The organism is Mucilaginibacter agri (genome assembly GCF_009928685.1).
Classification (GTDB): domain Bacteria; phylum Bacteroidota; class Bacteroidia; order Sphingobacteriales; family Sphingobacteriaceae; genus Mucilaginibacter; species Mucilaginibacter agri.
The window spans coordinates 263590-282076 of sequence record NZ_WWEO01000042.1 but is presented as its reverse complement, the minus strand read 5'-3'; the positions used below and the strand labels follow the sequence as shown (position 1 = coordinate 282076).

The window sequence follows — 18487 nt, the reverse complement described above, 5'->3', positions numbered from 1 at the left end:
AAAAAAGGGTTTAGCGAGGGCATAGCAATGCCTTACACGATCAAATTTGAATTAATAAAAGAGTGGGAAACGTTAAGCCCGTGGAGGCTGAAAGATGGAGGTTTGATTTTTCAGAAGAGCAAACGGAGCTTCGCGTACAATGAGTGTTGTACAGTCCTGCTCTTTCAACGAAAAATGATCTGGCTGGGTGATGATGGCAACCTGGAAACTGTTTTTCTGATTTTCGCGTTCAGCAGCTTTTTCCTTATCGGCGCTTTGCTTCAGCTTTTTCATCAGATAACATCTTCCGTTACAGTGCATCCATGGCCGCGCTTTGTTTACGCAAAACTTTTCGGCTATGTACTTCTGGTTCAGATCAAAACCCGCCACTACAAAGTACTGCGAAAATTGGGCGCTAAACAACCCAAATAGCAGTAAGATACAGAGAAACCGGTTCTTCATTTGGCTGCAAAAGTAAGGATTGATTCCGGATATCGGAAGACTGATTCGGAATTTATGGAGGGTGTTGTAAACACGGCATACAAGTTGTCCCCTTGGACGAGCGCTAGGGAGGGATTTACTTTCCCTTCAATTGAACTTCATCAACAGGTGAAGCATTTCTTAAAGCAGCCAATGCAAATCCAAGATCATCACATTTGATAGGGTATTTTTTGGATGCAGGGATATTGCTCGGATCTTTATAAAAGGCGATTAAATTCTGCTTTAACGCTGGGCTAACATATTTAAAATTGGTCTTCTGCAGGCTTATTAGCAGGTTGGCATAGGTTTGATCGGTAAGATCGTATTCGCCGATAGCAGTTGGCCGGCCGGTATCAAAGTCAATGTTGGCCAACGATAAACTTTGGTTTTGTACCAAAATAAGATCTTGCTTATAGTGTACCAATATGGTATCGAAACTTTGTACAAAGTATCGCTCGCCGTCCCTGCCAGGATCTACGTATTTAAGCGTTTTCAACGGGCCGATCTTTGGCAGCCCATTAATCATCCATGCCAGAAAGTTGGCCCAAAAACCGGGTTTCTCCTCACCTTTTCCAAACTCCTGGTGATACTCCCGCTTTTTCATTTTATACTTAAACTGCTTGGCCGTCATACCTGGATCGCGCGCCAGTATGGTATCTTTTTTTGATTTCCAGGTGCGTTTAACCAATGTAGGCATAAGGTTTTTTACACCCCACCTAAAAGTAGATACGCTGCTTTCGAAGTTGCCGAACAATTCATCGAGCGACAGTCCGTATGTTTTCATAAAGGCCCTTGATAACGCACCTTTGGCCACGTTAAACCCAATAAAATCGTGGTATGATTGTGAGTTATAATTTCCCCGTGCAATCTGCAATACATCGTAAGAGAACTCTACCCTACTGTGCGAAACATTATCATCACCATAAGTAACTGTGTTGCCATATTTCTTTTGCAGATCTTTATAAACCAGTGGTACGGTATGGTTGGTAGCTTGCGAGTGCCCAAATTCGTCGGCTCGGTAGTGCGAAAGAGCGCCCAGGGCAAATGCGTACTCGTTAAGGTTTTGGGCTTCTTTAATTAGGTTTTCTATCATGTCGCCGCTGCGGACGTAATGCATCAAATCGCTGAATTGAGCACTACCCATGGGAAGATAGCCCATATCGGCCACCATAGCACCCCCATAAACATAAGAATGTGCTACCAGCATAGCCGAATCTGTTGTCATCGGGAAACGCTTAAGCAATAAGGGTTTAATTTCTTTTGTCCAGCAGGCATCAACGATAGCTTCGTGGGCAAGTATAGCATAAGCGTTTGCCTTTTTTATACCCACCATTATGCAAATCAGCATAAAAAATAAAGTCCGGGTAAAGAGGCGTAACATTGGTGTATATCAGAAAGTATTAAAAACGTTATGATGCTAAAGCACACTTATGGGCATAATGTTTTAGCATTATGGTAACTTATTAGTACAATACCAATTTTTATCCGATAACGAAAAAAGATTGCTTAAACCGATGGTTCAACCGGCTAGTCGATCATACCTGCTTCGTGTAAAAACTGTAAGATCAGGCGATCTACCGCTGCGCTTTTATACTGATCCTCGAGGGTAAAAAAGTCGAACTCATCAATCTCCGCCGAGGCCTTCAGTTCGCCCGTGTAAGCCCCGGTATAACAAGTCATCTTAACAACAGTACCATCGGGATGTCCGTGGGCCTGAGCTTTAAAAACACCTATGTACCTTACCTCCGGAAATGATACCTCTATATTTAATTCTTCTTTTAGCTCGCGCGAGAGCGTTTCCATATCATTTTCGCCCGGCTCCCGCTTTCCTCCCGGTATGTACCACACTGATTTTCCGTTTGAGCGTGTGCTCAAAATTTTTCTGTCTTTAATATAAACAAACGCAATCTTGTCTATTGTCTTTAAATCGGCTGTCGCTTGGTTGTTATCTGGAAATTCGGCCATACATTAATATTGGTTTCGTCAAGGTTGATGTCCTGACCGGTCCCCCGGATGAGGCATAAATCTATTTATTCTAATTCTGGTGCGTCGCTAAGTACCGGCTCCATTTTACCTGCCCTTCGCTGCCAGAAGAAGTAAATGATCAGCCCTGTTAAGATGATACCGCCAGCCGTAACAATGTACACCAGGGGGCTAGTGAGCAGAATAAACAGCCACACAATAATGGCAATAATAGCAGGCACAGGGAACAGCCACATTTTATAAGGCCGCACATCTTTGGGTTTATTGTAATGCCATAGGATAACACCAAACGCCTGACCCAAAAACTGGATTATAATACGCATGGTAACAATTGCAGTAATGATCTCCTTCATTTTAAAAAGCAGGCTGAACACAAATGCAAATGCACCCAATATTAATAACGACACATGCGGAAACTTTTTGGTAGAGTGGATTTTTCCGAAGATCGGAAAGAAATTACCATCAATGGCCGCCGCATAAGGCACGCGCGAATAGCCTAGCGTTACCGAAAACAGCGATGATAAGGCTATAATGAGGATTAAGCCAGTTGCAAATCGGGCCACCCCGCTATTGTAAATATGCTCGAAATAAAGGCTCACCGGGAACTGCGATTTGGCCACATCCTGCCAAGGCAAAACACCAAGGATCATGATTTGCATACCGAGGTACAACACCGCAATACCTGCTATTGAAATAAAAATACTTTTAGGGATATTAACCTCCGGCTCCTTGATCTCTGCACCAAGATGGCAAACATTGTAATAGCCTAAAAATGAATAAGCCGTTTTTAACGAAGCCTGCCCTAATCCAACAAAAAATAAAGGAGTAAAATCCCAGGCGTCTTTGCTAACCGTAAATGCCTGCTGGCTGTTAAATGCATTAAAGCCCGAGGCGATAAGCCAGATAAAGGTACCGCCAGTAATGATCCAAAGGATTACAGAGATCTTACCCACGGTTTTAATATTGCGATACAACAGTAGCACCAGCAAAATAACCAATGCACCGCTTACCAGCTTTTGTTCCCAACCGGTTAAATGCACCAGGTAAGTAAGGTATTGCGAAAAGCCAATGGCCCCGCTGGCTATAACCAAAGGTGCCTGTATAGTGGTTTGCCAGATAAATAAAAAGGCAAACATTTTGCCCCACTTGCCATAAAGATTCTGTAAAAAAACGTAGCTACCACCTGCTGCAGGCCATTTTGCCCCCATTTCGGCCCAGATAGATCCATCCATAAATGCTAGTAGCGCGCCTACCAACCAGGCAATGATACATTGAGGCCCTTTCATGGCGCCCACAATAAACGGGATGGTAATAAACGGCCCTATCCCCACCATATCGATCATATTAATGGCTGTAGCCTGGGTGAGCGATAAGCCGCGCTCGAGCTGGTGTTTTTCGTTCATTGACTTTTATGGTTGGTCATTAGTCATTAGTGAATCTACCGGCGACAATTTGTTTTAAATAAACAAAGATCAACGATTAATGACCGTTGACTAATGACTTATGACTATAACTTGAGGCGATTAAATTAACTAAGTTGTTTGAGTAATTAAGTTCTACAGGTTAAAAAGATGGAAAAATGACAAACTGCGGCGAACAAAGGCGATCCCGAACATGATTAAGTGGAACCCTCAAAGCGCAGCCTTGATACAAAAGAAGACTTTTAAGTCATTAAAGTGGTGCATGCTATTGTTTTTCAATGTAGAACAAATAACACAAAATACTAATTATCAACACAATACAAATAAAGTAAACACAAAATGACTTTTAAGTAGGAACACAGTGGTGCATATGGAACATTGCACCATGCACCACATGTGCACATTTGCTAATCAATAACTAAAAACCTAATAACTAACCAACTTCCTACCCCATTTCTCCAATACGGCAACAATCTCGTCTAACTTCATGGGTTTGCTCAGGTAATCGTCCATACCTGCTTTTAGGCAGGCTTCCCTATCTTCTGAAAGGGCATTAGCAGTCATGGCGATAATAACAGGCTGATGTGTAAGGTTTTGCCTGATAAACTGCGTAGCCTCCAGCCCATCCATCTGAGGCATCTGTACATCCATAAACACAATGTGATACGGCTTATTCTCAACGGCGTTTACCGCATCATGGCCGTTGGTTGCCAAATCGGCATGGTAACCCATTTTGGCAAGTACCTGCAGCGTAAGTTTTTGGTTAACTTCATTATCCTCCGCAATTAAAATATCCATCGGGTAACGCTTCGCCAAATCTTCGCCGAAATGTGCCCTTACTGATTTTTGCTCCTTAAATACGTTTCCGTTGCTTTTCAGCTGATCGATGATCTGCTTCTCCAATACATGATGCTTGGTAGGTTTGCTTAGCACTACATTAAATAGGTGGGGCATTTGCCTGCTTTGTTCATTCCCTACCGAGCTTAGTAAAATAATTGGCACCTTAGGATGAGTACCTCTAACAGTATCGGCAAATTGCGCCCCGTCCATTCCGGGCATACTCATGTCGGTTATCACCATGTCAACATCTGGGTGCAGTGCCAATAGTTTTAGCCCCTCTTCTCCCGAGGCAGCCATTAACGGTATGTGCTGCCACTGTTTTAATTGAGTTTCGAGGATGCTGCGGTTGGTTGGGTTATCATCCACAACCAATATCTGTTTGTTAAGCAGCCCCGAAGTGTTAAGGTTTACATAAGTGCGCTGGGCGTTAATACCCGCCTTTGTTTTTATGGTGAACGAGAATGTAGAACCCACACCTACTTGGCTCTCCGCGCTTATTGTACCGCCCATCAACTCCACCAGTTTAGTACTAATAGCCAAACCAAGCCCCGTACCTCCATATTTACGAGTGGTGCTCGAGTCTACCTGCGAGAATGGTTTAAACAGCTTGTCGAGCTTATCGGCCGGTATGCCTATACCTGTATCACGAATGCTAAAACAAAGATCAAAATAAGTATTATCATCGCCCCTCTTCTTAACATCCAAAAACACTTCGCCCTTGGTGGTAAATTTCATGGCGTTACCAATCAAATTTATAAGCACTTGGCGCAAGCGTTGGCTATCGCCCTCTATTTGCGAAGGTACATCGTGGTCGATCTGATAAACCAGGTCGAGATCGAGTTTAGCTGCCTTCGTAGCAAAAACATCGAGCACGTTTTCAATACAATCGCGCAGGTCGAAGTCGTGCTGTTCTATCTCCATGTTACCCGATTCTATTTTAGAGAAATCGAGAATATCATTAATCACCATCAGCAACGAGTCGCCACAGGTTTTAATAGTCTCCACATATTCATCCTGCTCCGATGTTAGTTCGGTAGACGATAGCAGCGTTGCCATACCGATCACCCCATTCATTGGCGTGCGAATCTCATGGCTCATGGTGGCTAGAAATGTGCTTTTAGCTTTGTTGGCTTTCTCCGCTTCTTCACGGGCAGCCTCGGCCTCTTCACGTAACTTCCGCTCGTTGGCCGACATATGGGCCAGCCTATCGGTACGTTCGCGCACCTGCGTTTCGAGCATTTCCTTTTGGGCATTGATACTGGCAATACGTATTCTGAAAACCGTGTAAATGCCAACAGCTACCAACATCCCGGCCAAAATTTCAAACCACCAGGTACGCCACCAAGGCGGAATAATGGTGATCTTCAACCCCTTGCTCTCCGGCGACCATCTGCCTTTGCTGTCACGGTATTTTATTATCAGGGTATAGTCGCCAGCAGGGATATTGGTGTAGGTAGCAGTATTACGCTCGCCTACATAATTCCACACCTTATCAAATCCCTCCAAAATATAAGCATATTGTTTCCGGCGCGGCGAGCTGTAGTCAAGGGCCGCAAAATGAAATGTTACCACAGATTGCTTATAAGATAGTGTCAGCCGTTCGGTATCAGTAATGTCTTCTTTAAGTGGCGATGGATCATTTACACCTCTGGCAATACGTACTGTTTTATTAAAAATCTCAAAGTGCGTAATAACCAATGGAGAGAACCCTGCAGGCTTTAAAATGTGATCGGGGTTAAAAACATTAAACCCGTTAAGACCACCAAAATAAGTTGTTCCATCAGGGGCTAAATACGCCGAATGCGGTTTAAATTCATCGCCCTGTAAGCCATCCTCTGTAGTATAATTATCAAATGTTTTATTTACTGGATCGTATTTAGCAATACCATTGTTGGTACTCATCCATATATAGCCGTGTTTATCTTCCCTTGCTGCGTAAACGGCAGCACTCGGCAAGCCGTCTTTTTGGTTTATAACCGTAAACTTACGGTTTGGGTAATCAAACTTATCGAAACCCGAATAGGTGGATAGCCATAAATTATGCTTGCTGTCTTCAAAAATATCGGCAACGGTGTTATTGCTAATGCTGTTATGCTTTTCATCATGCATAAAGCGTGTAAAAGTGTTGGTTTTTCGATCGAGCAGATCTACGCCGCCATCGTATGTACCTACCCAAAGATTATCGTGGCTATCTTCAAATAGCGAGTAAACCCGGGTGCTGCTCAGGCTCTGCGGATTGTCTTCATCAAAATAATAGTGCTTAAAGGTATGGGTTTCCTTGTCGTACTGGTCGAGCCCGCCGTCGTAAGTTCCAATCCAAATCTTTTTATCCCTTGTTTGCAAGATGGCGTAAACATTGTTTGACGATAGGCTGTTGGCATTATTCTCTTCGTGCCTAAATACTGTTATCTTTTTAGTGGCATGATCAATTAAACTTATGCCATCGCCCCAGGTACCTATCCACATATCGCCATCGGCATCCTGCACTATCTTCAGCACGTAATTTCCCGAAATGCTGTTTTTGTCCTTATCACTGTGTTTGTAAACCGTTATCTCGCCCGTTTTCGGGTTCAGCTTATTTACGCCGCCGCCGTCGGTTCCTATCCAGATGTCTCCGGCCTTATCGCCTTCAATATCCAGTACAAAATCGTTCGAGAGGCTATTGGGTCGCGATGTATGTTTATAAAGTTTAAAACTAAGCGTACTGCGTTTAAATAGGTTTATGCCACCGCTAAACGCGCCAAGCCACATATTGCCTACCTTATCGCGGCAAATAGCGTAAAAAGAGTTGCCTTTTAAACTGGTTTCGTCAATATCATCGTGCAGGTAGGTATAAAAGCGCTTTTCGGATTTATTATAAATACTGATTCCTCCGTTTTCAGTCCCTATCCACAAATTGCCATCATTATCTTCGTTAAGGGTCATGATGGTGTTGGCAGAAATACTGTTAGGGTTATCGCTATGTACGAAGGATTCAAACGTACCCTTCTCCGGATCAAAATGGCAAACGCCCCTATCGCGCGTGCCTATCCAAAATTGATGTGCTTTATCTTCGAAAATAATATTTACAAAATTGCTCGACAGGCTCTTCGGATCGCCATCCTTATGTTGGTATTTTTTAAAACTGAAGGTTTGGGGGTCGAAAAGGTTTAAACCCGCATTGGTGCCAGCCCATAATCTATGCTGACTATCAATAAACACACAGCGAACGTTATTGTCGCTAATGCTGTTTACGTCAAATTCGGTATGTATAAAGTGGCTGAACTTTTTTGTCTTGATATTAAAGCAGTCGAGCCCTCCCTTTTGAGTTGCCACCCATAAATTGCCTTTATTGTCCAAAGCCAGTTTGTTAACAATGTTGCTCGAAAGGCTATGCGGATCGCGGTTATTATGCGTATAGCGATAAAACCTGTCGGTTTTCCTATCATACATATTAATACCGCTGCTTTGGGTAGCTATCCACAAATTGCCGTTTTTATCCTCAACAATATCCTGCACAAAGTTACCACTCAGGCTATTTTTATCGTTAGGGTCATTACGGTATATAATAAACTGGTAACCGTCGTAGCGGTTAAGGCCGTCTCGCGTGCCTATCCACATAAAGCCCCTGCTATCTTGCAAAATGGCGCTTACGTTTACCTGCGATAAACCTTGTTGTGTGCTGATATGCTCAACTTTTAGGGTTTGCGGCTGCGCATAACAATACAACGGCATTACTAATAACAGGGGTATTAATACGCGTATACCTTTAAAAACAAGGCGGCGGCTAATCATTATAATTGGTTATGTAAGAGGTAATATTTGTTTATACGTAATTACTTACTATTAGGATGCAGACCTACCTAATAAGCAATCATACTATTTGATAAATATAACTTTTAATTAATAATAAGTTCATGGACTGCTTAAAATATGCCTCAAAAAAGTTACAACACAATTAAGGCTCAATTACATAAATTGGGCATTAATTACTCTAAACTAATATGATGCGCAAATTTACCGGCTACGTCTCGTGCCTTCTGCTGTCGGCCTCAATGGCAGCTGCACAATCCATCCCCTCGCCCAAAGAACATTTTGGTTTCAACATTGGCGATGATTATCAATTGGCAAATTACACTCAAAGTGAGGCTTTTATTAAAAAGCTAGCCACATCCTCCAGAGCTAAATATGTTGATATCGGGCTGACCGAAGAAGGCAGACATCAGTTTATGCTAATCGTTTCGTCGCCGGAAAATATTAAGCACCTTGATAAATATAAAACCATAGCCCAAAAGCTGGCCCGTGCCGAGAACCTGACCGATGAGCAGGCTCATAAAATGGCAAACGAGGGCAAAGCTATTGTTTGGATTGATGGTGGTTTGCACGCCAGCGAAACCGTAGGTTCGCACCAATTATTAGAAACCGCTTACGAGATGGTTACCCGTACCGATCCTCAAGTGATGGAGATACTGGATAAAACCATTATTCTTTTTGTGCATGCCAACCCCGACGGACAAGAGTTGGTTGCTAACTGGTACATGGGCGAAAAGGATCCTAAAAAACGCAACATGAACGTGCCTCGCCTTTGGGAAAAATACATTGGCCACGATAACAACCGCGACTTTTTTATCATGAACATGAAAGAAAGCCAGAACATTGCCCGCCAGCAATACCTGGAGTGGATGCCCGAAATTATTTATAACCATCACCAAACAGGCCCTGCGGGCTCGGTAGTGGCAGGCCCACCTTACCGCGATCCGTTTAACTACGTTTTTGACCCGCTGTTGATGACGAGCATTGATGGCGTTGGTGCCGCGATGGTAAGCCGCCTGAATGCCGAAAACAAACCAGGTTATACCGAACGTAACGGCACCAGTTTTTCTACCTGGTGGAACGGGGGTTTACGCACAACCGCTTACTTCCACAACATGGTAGGTTTATTGACAGAGATTATCGGTAGCCCTACGCCATCGGAAATCCCGGTGGTACCCGAGCGTTTAATACCAAGCAGTAATACACCAAACCCAATTACCCCGCAACCTTGGCACTATAAACAGTCTATAGACTACTCGGTGTCGCTTAACTTTGCGGTGCTTGATTACGCTGTGCGCAACCGCGATGAGCTGCTCTACAACTCTTACCGTATGGGTAAAAATTCGATAGAGCATGGCAGCGCCGATTATTGGACATTGTCGCCTAAACGCGCCGAGGCTATTACTGCCTTGTATCAAAAAGATAAACCTGCAACAACCAACAATGCTAATCGTGGCGCGGCAGTTTCTTTTGGTAACGAAGGCAGGGGTAATAACATCCCTGTAAAATACTTCGATTCGGTATTACGCAACCCAACCCTTCGCGATCCACGTGGTTATATCATCACCTCAAATCAACCCGATTTCCCTACTACGGTTAAGTTTATTAATGCGCTGGTCAAATCGGGCATTTCGGTACAAAAAGCAACATCTGCTTTCACTGTTGCCGGTAAACAATACCCTGCAGGTTCGTATGTGGTAAAAACAGATCAGGCGTTCCGTGCGCACGTAATAGATATGTTTGAGCCGCAGGATCACCCGAACGATTTCCAATACCCTGGTGGCCCTCCTATCCGCCCTTATGACATTGCAGGCTGGACACTAGCCTTCCAGATGGGTGTAACTTTTGATCGCATACTGGATGGCTTTAGCGGCCCGTTTGAACGTATCCCGTATGGCCAGATTCAAAATCCGCCTACTACAACAATACCAGCAGTTGCCAAAAATGGCTATTTGTTAAGCGGCAACGTGAACAACTCCTTTGTTGTGGTTAACGATCTGTTAAATGCAGGTATACAGGTTTATCGTGTTAAAGGCGACCTTAAAGGCACAACCGATGCAACCGCAGGCACTTTCTATGTACCATCTTCAGAAAAAGGCGCTAACTCTGTACTTGCTAAGTCAGCGCCGCAATATGGTGTTACCGTAGTTGCAGCCAATAAAAAGCCGAAAGATGTGGTTAAGATAACCCCCGCTCGTATCGCTTTGTGGGATACTTACGGCGGTTCTATCCCCTCAGGTTGGATCCGTTGGATGATGGAGCAATACCATTTCCCATTCAAACTGGTTTATCCGCAGGAAATTGATGGAGGCAACCTGAAATCTAAATACGATGTAATTGTGTTTGTAGGCGGCGCTATACCAGCCCCAAGCCGTCGCGGCGGCGGTACAGCCGGCAATGGTGGCGGCGAATTCTTTGGTCGCATGCCTAAACCGGAAGACCTGCCAGAAGAATTCCGCGGAATGGTTGGACGTATCACTCCAGAGAAATCTATTCCTCAGCTTAAAGAATTCTTAGAAGCAGGCGGTAACATTGTTACCATCGGCACCAGCACCAACCTGGCTTATCAGTTAGGCCTGCCCGTTAAAAATGCCTTGGTTGAACCGGGGGCAGCTGGCGATGAAAAACCGTTATCGGGTGATAAGTTCTTTATCCCAGGTAGTGTGCTGCGCGTATCATTAGATACCACACAACCTGCCAACTGGGGTATGTTTAACGAAGCCGATGTTGATTTCGACAGCAGCCCGGTATTTAAGTTAGATGCAGATGCTGCCACCAAAGGTGTTAAACCTTTAGCCTGGTACGCCACAGATAAACCACTGCGCAGCGGTTGGGCCTGGGGCCAAAAATACCTGAAAGATGGTGTGGCCGCCTTCACCGCACCTGTAGGTAAGGGTACGCTATACGCTTTCGGGCCGGAGATCACCTTCCGTGGACAAGCCCACGGCACCTTCAAAATGCTCTTTAACGAGCTCTACAACAAAACAGCAAAATAATTGCCGATACGCTATAGACCCAAAAAGAAACGCCCCGACCGTATGGTCGGGGCGTTTCTTTTACAAGCAGTTTTTATTTCTTGTTAGCCAGCACCTTGTCGGCTAATTCGTTGGTACCGTCTATCTTGTCCTTATTTTCAAGTCCAAGCAGCGCTACTATCATTGGATAAATATCTACGTTTTTAAATGCAGGGATCGTAAGGTTCTTTTTAAAGTTTGGCCCCCATGCGTAGAAAATGGCGTGCATATCTTTAACAACAGCTGGGTCGTAACCATGTGCCCCAGGGTTTAATTTTCCTTTATAATTATTAAAAGCTGTGGGCCAGTTGGCTACTAGCAAAATATCGCCTATACGATTGTGCCAGTCGTCTTTGGCTCCGTAATGCCATGCAGCAGGTATATCCGAACGCAGATAAACCTGATAGCCTTTAGCCTGAGCCTTTATTTCATCGTAAGCGGGTTGGATATACTCCGGTTTCTTGGCATAAAGATGAATCAGCTCACCTTCATCGGCACGGATAAACTTAGTGGTATCCAAGGCAATTGAAGGTGTTACCGGCGTATGCTCGCGGTTAACATTTGTCATCCCATGATCTGATACAACTACAAAATTCACATCTAAACCGGTAGTCTTAACCGCTTTGGTTAGCTCATAAATGGCAGAGTCAACAAAGTGAACTGCCTTATCTGTCTCCGGTGCATCTGGACCATATTTATGCCCCTGATGATCAACTTCGGGGAAGTAAAAGGTAATCAAATGTGGGCGGCGTTCTGCAGGCTGTTTAAGCCAATTTACAACGGTTTGGATTCGATCGTTTATACCAATCTGCTCATTGTATTTGTAATAATAAGTAGGATACTGCCCTTGAACATCAGCCTCCGAACCCACCCAATAAGAGCTGGCCGAAAGCATTTGCTGACGTTCTGCAAGTACCCAGAGTGGTATACCGCCATACCATTTACCCTCGGTGGCGGTTTTTGATTTGTAGGAGTAGGATGCCTTGAAATTACGATCGTAAAAGTAATTCTGTACTAATCCATGATGAGCAGGATACAACCCTGTTACCAGCGTGTAATGATTGGGAAATGTAATTGACGGGTACGAAGGGATCATTGACGTGGCGTGAACGCCAGCTTCGCCCAACGCTTTTAGATGTTCGGCATTGTGGCGTTCGGCATAATCATATCTGAAACCATCTATTGAGATCATGATCACATAGGGTTTCTTCTCTTGAACGGCACTGTTGCGTGTGGAAGGGTCAAACTTCTGTGTAGTATCGGCCTGGCTGTAAGCCAAACTGCTCAATAACAAACCACAGATTAGGGATAAGCAATACTTCATAAAGGGGAGTGAATACTAAAACGCTTCAAATAAACGAAATAGTTATGAAGGAATTCTGATTTTGAGGTTAAGGTATTAGAATTGTTGCTTTTGGCGAAAAGAGTCGAGAAGCCTCACCCCAGCCCTCTCCGGAGGAGAGGGAGCTAACAAAAAAAGGCCCCGATTAAATCGGGGCCTTTTTTTGTTAGCTAAATCTTAATTCTTGTCTCTTGATTCTAATTACCGTACTTCTCTTATCCAAATATTTCGGAAGCTGATTGGCTCGCTTTTGTCGCCGTGGGCTTGCAATTTAATTGGAGATGCACCATGCTTAATGCTATATGATGGCTTACCGATATATTGGGTTGGGCCTAACAGTGTAACGTTGTTTTCAACCAATACACCGTTAAATATTACGGTAGCACGTGCAGGGGTTTTTACAGAACCATCTTCATTAAAAGTAGGTGCTGTCCAGATCACGTCGTAGGTTTGCCACTCGCCTGGCTTAAGGCTTGGATTAGCCAATGGTACAAATTGCTTGTAGATACTACCAGCCATACCATTAGTGTAGGTCTTATTCTCGTAGTTATCCAATACCTGCAATTCGTAACCTGCATCGCCTTTACCAATTGATGCTAAGAATACACCGCTGTTACCACGTGCCTGACCTGTGCCTGTAATGTTTGCAGGTACGCGCCACTCGATGTGTAACTGGTAGTTATTAAATTTTTGCTTGGTTTCTATGTTACCTGTACCTTTTTTAACAGTAAGGATACCGCCGCCAACGGTCCATTGCGCTGGGCCGCCATTGTCTACAGAGGTCCATGCATCCAGGTTTTTACCATCGAACAAAATAATGGCGTCAGACGGCGCGCTTTTATACTCTATTTTACCCGGTGTTACCTTTGGTGGCACGGGTTCATAAATTTCGGTGTCTTCGGGCTTGGCGTTTTGCTGTGCTTGTGCCATATAAAACCCTCCGGCTAATAATGCGGTGAAAATAAATTTTACTTTTCTCATAACAGCTTAATTAAGCAAATAATACGGTTTTCAGATATTTACTACTTTCTGCGATACTTACATAAGGATCGATCTTGAAGTTCTCTTGCTCAACAATAAAGTGCTTTATGCCTGCAGTTTTTGATTTTGCGAAGATCTTTTTAAAATCGATAGACCCCTTGCCAACTTCGGTATTTAACTCAGGCTCGGCTTTGTCCATATCCTTTACGTGCACCATCGTAAAACGGCCAGGATATTTCTCAAACCATTCTATAGGGTCCTGTTTAGAGCGAACGGCCCAGTACAAGTCCATTTCTAGGGCAATGGTAGTTTCTTTGGCCAGCACTTCGTATAAACAAGTACCTTCTATGTTATCAAATTCGAAATTGTGGTTGTGGTAAGCTAATTTGATGCCTGCTTTTTTAGCGCGTGCAGCAGCTAAATTAATTTTGGCTGCAACATTTTTCAAATCTGCCTTGGTTTTTCTGAATTTTTCGTTCAGATAAGGGATGGTCACATATTCCTGACCGGTTATGCGTGCCGCTTCGATAGCTTCATCCAGTTCGCCAAACGTTCCGTCAACAAATAGTCTGTCCATGCCGTAGTGGCCACTTGGTGTAGTTAAGCCATTAGCTTTTAAAACATCGCTAAACTCTTTCGCGCTAAGGCCAAAGAAGCCGTGCTCTTTGCTGTAACCATAAGTTTCAACTTCTTTATAACCCGCTTCAGCTATTTTAGCTATCACCGCTTTAGGATCTTTTGGCAATTGCTCGCGAAGGCTATACAGCTGTAAGCCTGCTTTGCCATTAATTTTGGCGGATGATAATCTGGGTAGCAATAGCGCGCCCGCTGTAAACAAGCCCGCCTGGGTTAAAAATGCTCTTCTGGTAGTCATTGGTATTTATAATTTTAGTTTATACTCGAGTTCAATTGGGTTGTAGATTACACGTCGCAAATCTGAACGCATTTGCGCAAAGCAGCTAACTTATCCGGGTTCTTCGGTGTAAACTCCTGTGCTACATACCCTTTATAGCCGGTAGCCACAATAGCCTTCATAATAGCCGGATAATATAACTCCTGTGTGTCATCTATCTCATTACGGCCCGGTACGCCACCGGTATGATAATGCGCAATGTATTTATGATACTGGTTAATGTTGGTGATGATATCGCCTTCATCTATTTGCATGTGGTAAATATCGTACAACAGTTTAAAGTTGTCTGAACCAAGCTTTTCAGCCAGTTCTGCACCCCACCAGGTACGGTCGCATTGGTAATCCTTATGGTCTTTTTTGCTATTCAGCAATTCCATTACCAACGTTACTTTGTGTTTCTCTGCTAGTGGTATCAGTTGCTTTAAGCCGGTAACACAGTTGTTCCAGCCTTCCTCATCGCTCATACCGCGGCGACTGCCGCTAAAGCAGATGAGGTTTTTATAGCCGGCCTTGCCTACCAACGGTATCATTTCCGAATAATTTTTGATCAGCGTTTCGTGATATTTTTTATCGTTGAAACCTTCGGTCAAGCTTATTTCGGCACCGTTACACATCGGCGAGTCGATACCATATTTCTGGATAATTGGCCATTGCGTTGGGTTCAACAGGTCGATACCTTTTATACCGATCTTTTTAAACTCCACACAAAGTTTCTCCAATCCGAAACTCTGGTAAACCCACCAACAAGCCGAATGGTTAATGTTTCCTTTTAATGGTGCATCGTGTTCCATAGCTTCGGCTTCTGAGGTAAATGGGGCCAACATCCCGGCAGCCGACAAAGCTGCGGTGCCTGCCAATATATTTTTAATAGCCGATCTGCGGTCGTGTTGCATTGTATTTTTAATTATAGAATGGTTTATTAACAATTGGTTTAATTAAACTTCCAATGTCATGTCTTTGGGTTCGTCCAGATCAAGCTTCGGATTGGTAGCCATATTTGTTCTATCGCGGAATAGTAGCAGGAAAAACACTAACACCACACCTGCGATACCTGCAGGAATTAACCAAACATGGAACCAGTTGTGTGCATTGTCGCCTGTTTTGTAAGAATCCACAATCGGGCCTGAGATCAGGAAACCAATCAACATACCTACGCCATAAGTTGCCAGTGTGATGAAGCCTTGTGCGGCACTTTTAAAGCGCTCACCAGCCAGGTTATCAGTATAAATCTGGCCAGTTACGAAGAAGAAATCGTAGCAGATTCCGTGCATAACGATACCGGCAATCAGCATCCAATAGTTACTGTCGATATTACCGTAGGCAAAGAATACATAACGTAGTACCCACGCAGCCATACCAAACGCCAGCATTTTCTTAACACCTAACCTTACAAAGAAGAAAGGCATCAGCACCATAAACAACAATTCAGAAACCTGTCCGAAAGCTTGTTTACCGGCAGCGCCTTGCATACCAACTTCGTTTAAGAAAGGGTTTGTGAAATTGTAATAAAACGCCAATGGGATACAGATGGCAACTGAAGCTAAAAAGAACACCAGATAAGAGCGGTTCTTTAATAACTTAATTGCATCCAAACCTAAAATATCGCTGATAGTAGTGGCACTATCCTTTTTAACCGGAGGAGTTTTAGGTAAAGTAAAGCTGAACAAACCTAAAATTAAAGAAGCTACTGCCGCAGTTTTGAAAGTTAGATCGAGCGTGCCGTTTTTCTCCCAGCCTAACCAGCCGATAGTAAAACCCGCGATAATCCAACCTAAAGTACCCAGTACACGAATCGGCGGAAACTCTTTGCTCGGGTTGGTCATCTGACGGAACGAAATAGAGTTAACCAGTGCCAGCGTAGGCATATAAACAATCATGTAAATCAACACATAAGGATAAAAGGCTGCAAAGTTTGGAGCGCTTGAAGCCATCCAAAGCAATATTGCACCAATAATGTGCAATACACCTAATATTTTTTGTGCCGAAAAGAATTTGTCTGCAATTAATCCAATGATAAATGGAGCTACGATAGCACCAATAGATTGGGTTAAAAAGGCTACTCCAACTTCTGTAGCAGAGGTTTTAAGATTTGTAAGCAAATAAGTACCTAACGTCACGAACCATGCGCCCCAGATAAAAAACTCCAGGAACATCATGACGGAAAGTCTCAGTTTAACATTCAGGTTCATAAAATAGGTTTAATCGGTTAGTTTGGTTTATTTAATGGTAAGTATGTACGAAACCATTTCTTTAGCATCATCAACAGATAATGAAGGGTGTGCGCTCATTGGCACATCGCCAAAACTGCCAGAACCACCTTTAATTACTTTATCAGCCAGTTTATCAATATCAGCCGATGTATATTTTTTAGCAACGTCTGCATAAGCAGGGCCAACCAATTTGTCGTGCTCTTTGTGGCAGCTTAAGCAATCTGATTTAGAGATCAGCTCAGCACCTTTTGATGATGAGGCTACGCCTCCTCCAGTTTTTTCGGCACCTGTGCTACCAGCGGTATCTTGTGCTGCGCTAGAGCTTTGAGCTACTGCAGCCTGGTCAGTTGCAACAGTAGAATCGGCGCTAACTTTATCTGATTGAGAGCCACCACCGCAGGCAGCCATTATTGTACAAAATGCAGCTAATGTTAAAATGCTAAATGTCTTCTTCATTTTTGATTGTTAGTTTGTTGAGTTAGATTCCTAATATTTTATTGTTTAACGAAGCATCGATTCCCGATGCAGCAAAATCATCAAAAACACGATCAGTTACGTGTATGATGTGGTCTTTTATAAACTGTGCTCCTTCGCGGGCGCCATCTTCGGGGTGTTTTAGAGCGCACTCCCACTCCAATACAGCCCATCCCGGAAAATCGTACTGAGCCAATTTACTGAAAATAGATTTAAAGTCAACTTGTCCGTCGCCCAAAGAGCGGAAACGGCCTGCACGGTCTATCCAGTTCTGGTAGCCACCGTACACACCCTGGCGACCCGTTGGGTTAAACTCGGCATCTTTAACGTGCATCATTTTAATACGTTCGTGATAGATATCGATATATTCCAGGTAATCCAGGCATTGCAACACAAAGTGCGATGGATCATATAATAAGTTAGCTCTTGAGTGATTGTTTACCTTTTCGAGGAACATTTCGTACGTGACACCATCGTGCAGGTCTTCACCTGCGTGTATCTCGTAGCAAAGGTCTATGCCCTGTTCATCGTAATAGTTCAAGATTGGTGTCCAGCGTTTTGCCAATTCGGTAAAAGCCGCATCAACCATACCCGCAGGGCGTTGTGGCCATGGGTACATAAATGGCCATGCAAATGCACCGCTGAAAGTTACGCTTGCTGCCAAACCTAAATTTTGCGAAGCTTTAGCAGCGTATTTTACCTGCTGAACGGCCCACTCCTGGCGTGCCTTCGGATTTTTACGATAAGCTTCTGGTGCAAAACCATCAAACAGATCGTCATAAACCGGATTAACCGCCACCAACTGACCTTGAATGTGGGTAGATAGTTCGGTAATTTCTAAACCGGCTGCGTTTACAATGCCTTTGATCTCATCCGCATAAGTTTTGCTTTCAGCAGCTTTTTGCAGATCGATGAAACGGGCGTCGCCGGTTGGCAACTGTAAACCTTTATATCCTAAACTGCCTGCCCATTCGGCAATTGATTTAAGATCGTTAAAAGGCGCTTTGTCGCCTATAAATTGTGCTATAAATAATGCAGGTCCTTTTATGGTTACCATA

The 18487-nt window shown here is 43.7% G+C and carries 13 protein-coding genes; 1 reads left to right on the top strand and 12 read right to left on the bottom strand.

What is annotated here, in order from left to right:
- Positions 1–72: 72 nt before the first annotated feature.
- The 5 genes from GSY63_RS11235 to GSY63_RS11215 all read right to left on the bottom strand — a co-directional run bounded on the left by GSY63_RS11235 (position 73) and on the right by GSY63_RS11215 (position 8477).
- Positions 73–441, bottom strand: a complete 369-nt coding sequence (locus GSY63_RS11235; protein ID WP_166585897.1) for a hypothetical protein — start codon at positions 439–441, stop codon at positions 73–75.
- Between the two features lie 115 nt (positions 442–556).
- Positions 557–1840: a zinc dependent phospholipase C family protein gene (locus tag GSY63_RS11230; RefSeq protein ID WP_166585896.1), complete on the bottom strand. Its 1284-nt coding sequence runs from the start codon at positions 1838–1840 to the stop codon at positions 557–559.
- Positions 1841–1986: 146 nt separating this feature from the next.
- The gene (locus tag GSY63_RS11225) at positions 1987–2424 is read right to left on the bottom strand and encodes an NUDIX hydrolase (RefSeq protein ID WP_166585895.1); all 438 of its coding nucleotides are present in this window, start codon (positions 2422–2424) and stop codon (positions 1987–1989) included.
- A gap of 65 nt (positions 2425–2489) precedes the next feature.
- On the bottom strand, positions 2490–3845 hold the full coding sequence (locus GSY63_RS11220; protein ID WP_166585894.1) for an APC family permease: 1356 nt from the start codon (positions 3843–3845) through the stop codon (positions 2490–2492).
- 444 nt (positions 3846–4289) lie between these two features.
- Positions 4290–8477 carry a hybrid sensor histidine kinase/response regulator gene (locus GSY63_RS11215; RefSeq protein WP_166585893.1) on the bottom strand — a complete coding sequence of 1396 codons (4188 nt, stop codon included), beginning with the start codon at positions 8475–8477 and terminating at the stop codon, positions 4290–4292.
- A gap of 209 nt (positions 8478–8686) precedes the next feature.
- Here GSY63_RS11215 and GSY63_RS11210 point away from each other — a divergent pair, with 209 nt between their 5' ends.
- The gene (locus GSY63_RS11210) at positions 8687–11491 is read left to right on the top strand and encodes a M14 family metallopeptidase (protein WP_166585892.1); all 2805 of its coding nucleotides are present in this window, start codon (positions 8687–8689) and stop codon (positions 11489–11491) included.
- Between the two features lie 73 nt (positions 11492–11564).
- On the opposite strand, the gene GSY63_RS11205 is transcribed toward GSY63_RS11210, so the two are convergent.
- From GSY63_RS11205 to GSY63_RS11175, 7 genes are all read right to left on the bottom strand, one after another.
- The gene (locus GSY63_RS11205) at positions 11565–12833 is read right to left on the bottom strand and encodes an alkaline phosphatase family protein (RefSeq protein ID WP_166585891.1); all 1269 of its coding nucleotides are present in this window, start codon (positions 12831–12833) and stop codon (positions 11565–11567) included.
- A gap of 219 nt (positions 12834–13052) precedes the next feature.
- Positions 13053–13832, bottom strand: a complete 780-nt coding sequence (locus GSY63_RS11200) for a 3-keto-disaccharide hydrolase (protein ID WP_166585890.1) — start codon at positions 13830–13832, stop codon at positions 13053–13055.
- A 10-nt stretch (positions 13833–13842) separates the two neighbouring features.
- On the bottom strand, positions 13843–14706 hold the full coding sequence (locus tag GSY63_RS11195; RefSeq protein WP_166585889.1) for a sugar phosphate isomerase/epimerase family protein: 864 nt from the start codon (positions 14704–14706) through the stop codon (positions 13843–13845).
- A gap of 47 nt (positions 14707–14753) precedes the next feature.
- Entirely contained in the window at positions 14754–15638 is an 885-nt protein-coding gene (locus GSY63_RS11190; RefSeq protein WP_166585888.1) for a hydroxypyruvate isomerase family protein, read from the bottom strand.
- 42 nt (positions 15639–15680) lie between these two features.
- Entirely contained in the window at positions 15681–16934 is a 1254-nt protein-coding gene (locus tag GSY63_RS11185; protein ID WP_166585887.1) for a nucleoside permease, read from the bottom strand.
- Positions 16935–16961: 27 nt separating this feature from the next.
- On the bottom strand, positions 16962–17411 hold the full coding sequence (locus GSY63_RS11180; protein ID WP_166585886.1) for a c-type cytochrome: 450 nt from the start codon (positions 17409–17411) through the stop codon (positions 16962–16964).
- 22 nt (positions 17412–17433) lie between these two features.
- Positions 17434–18486, bottom strand: coding sequence for a sugar phosphate isomerase/epimerase family protein (locus GSY63_RS11175; RefSeq protein ID WP_166585885.1), 1053 nt, complete (start codon positions 18484–18486; stop codon positions 17434–17436).
- Between the last annotated feature and the right edge of the window lies 1 nt (position 18487).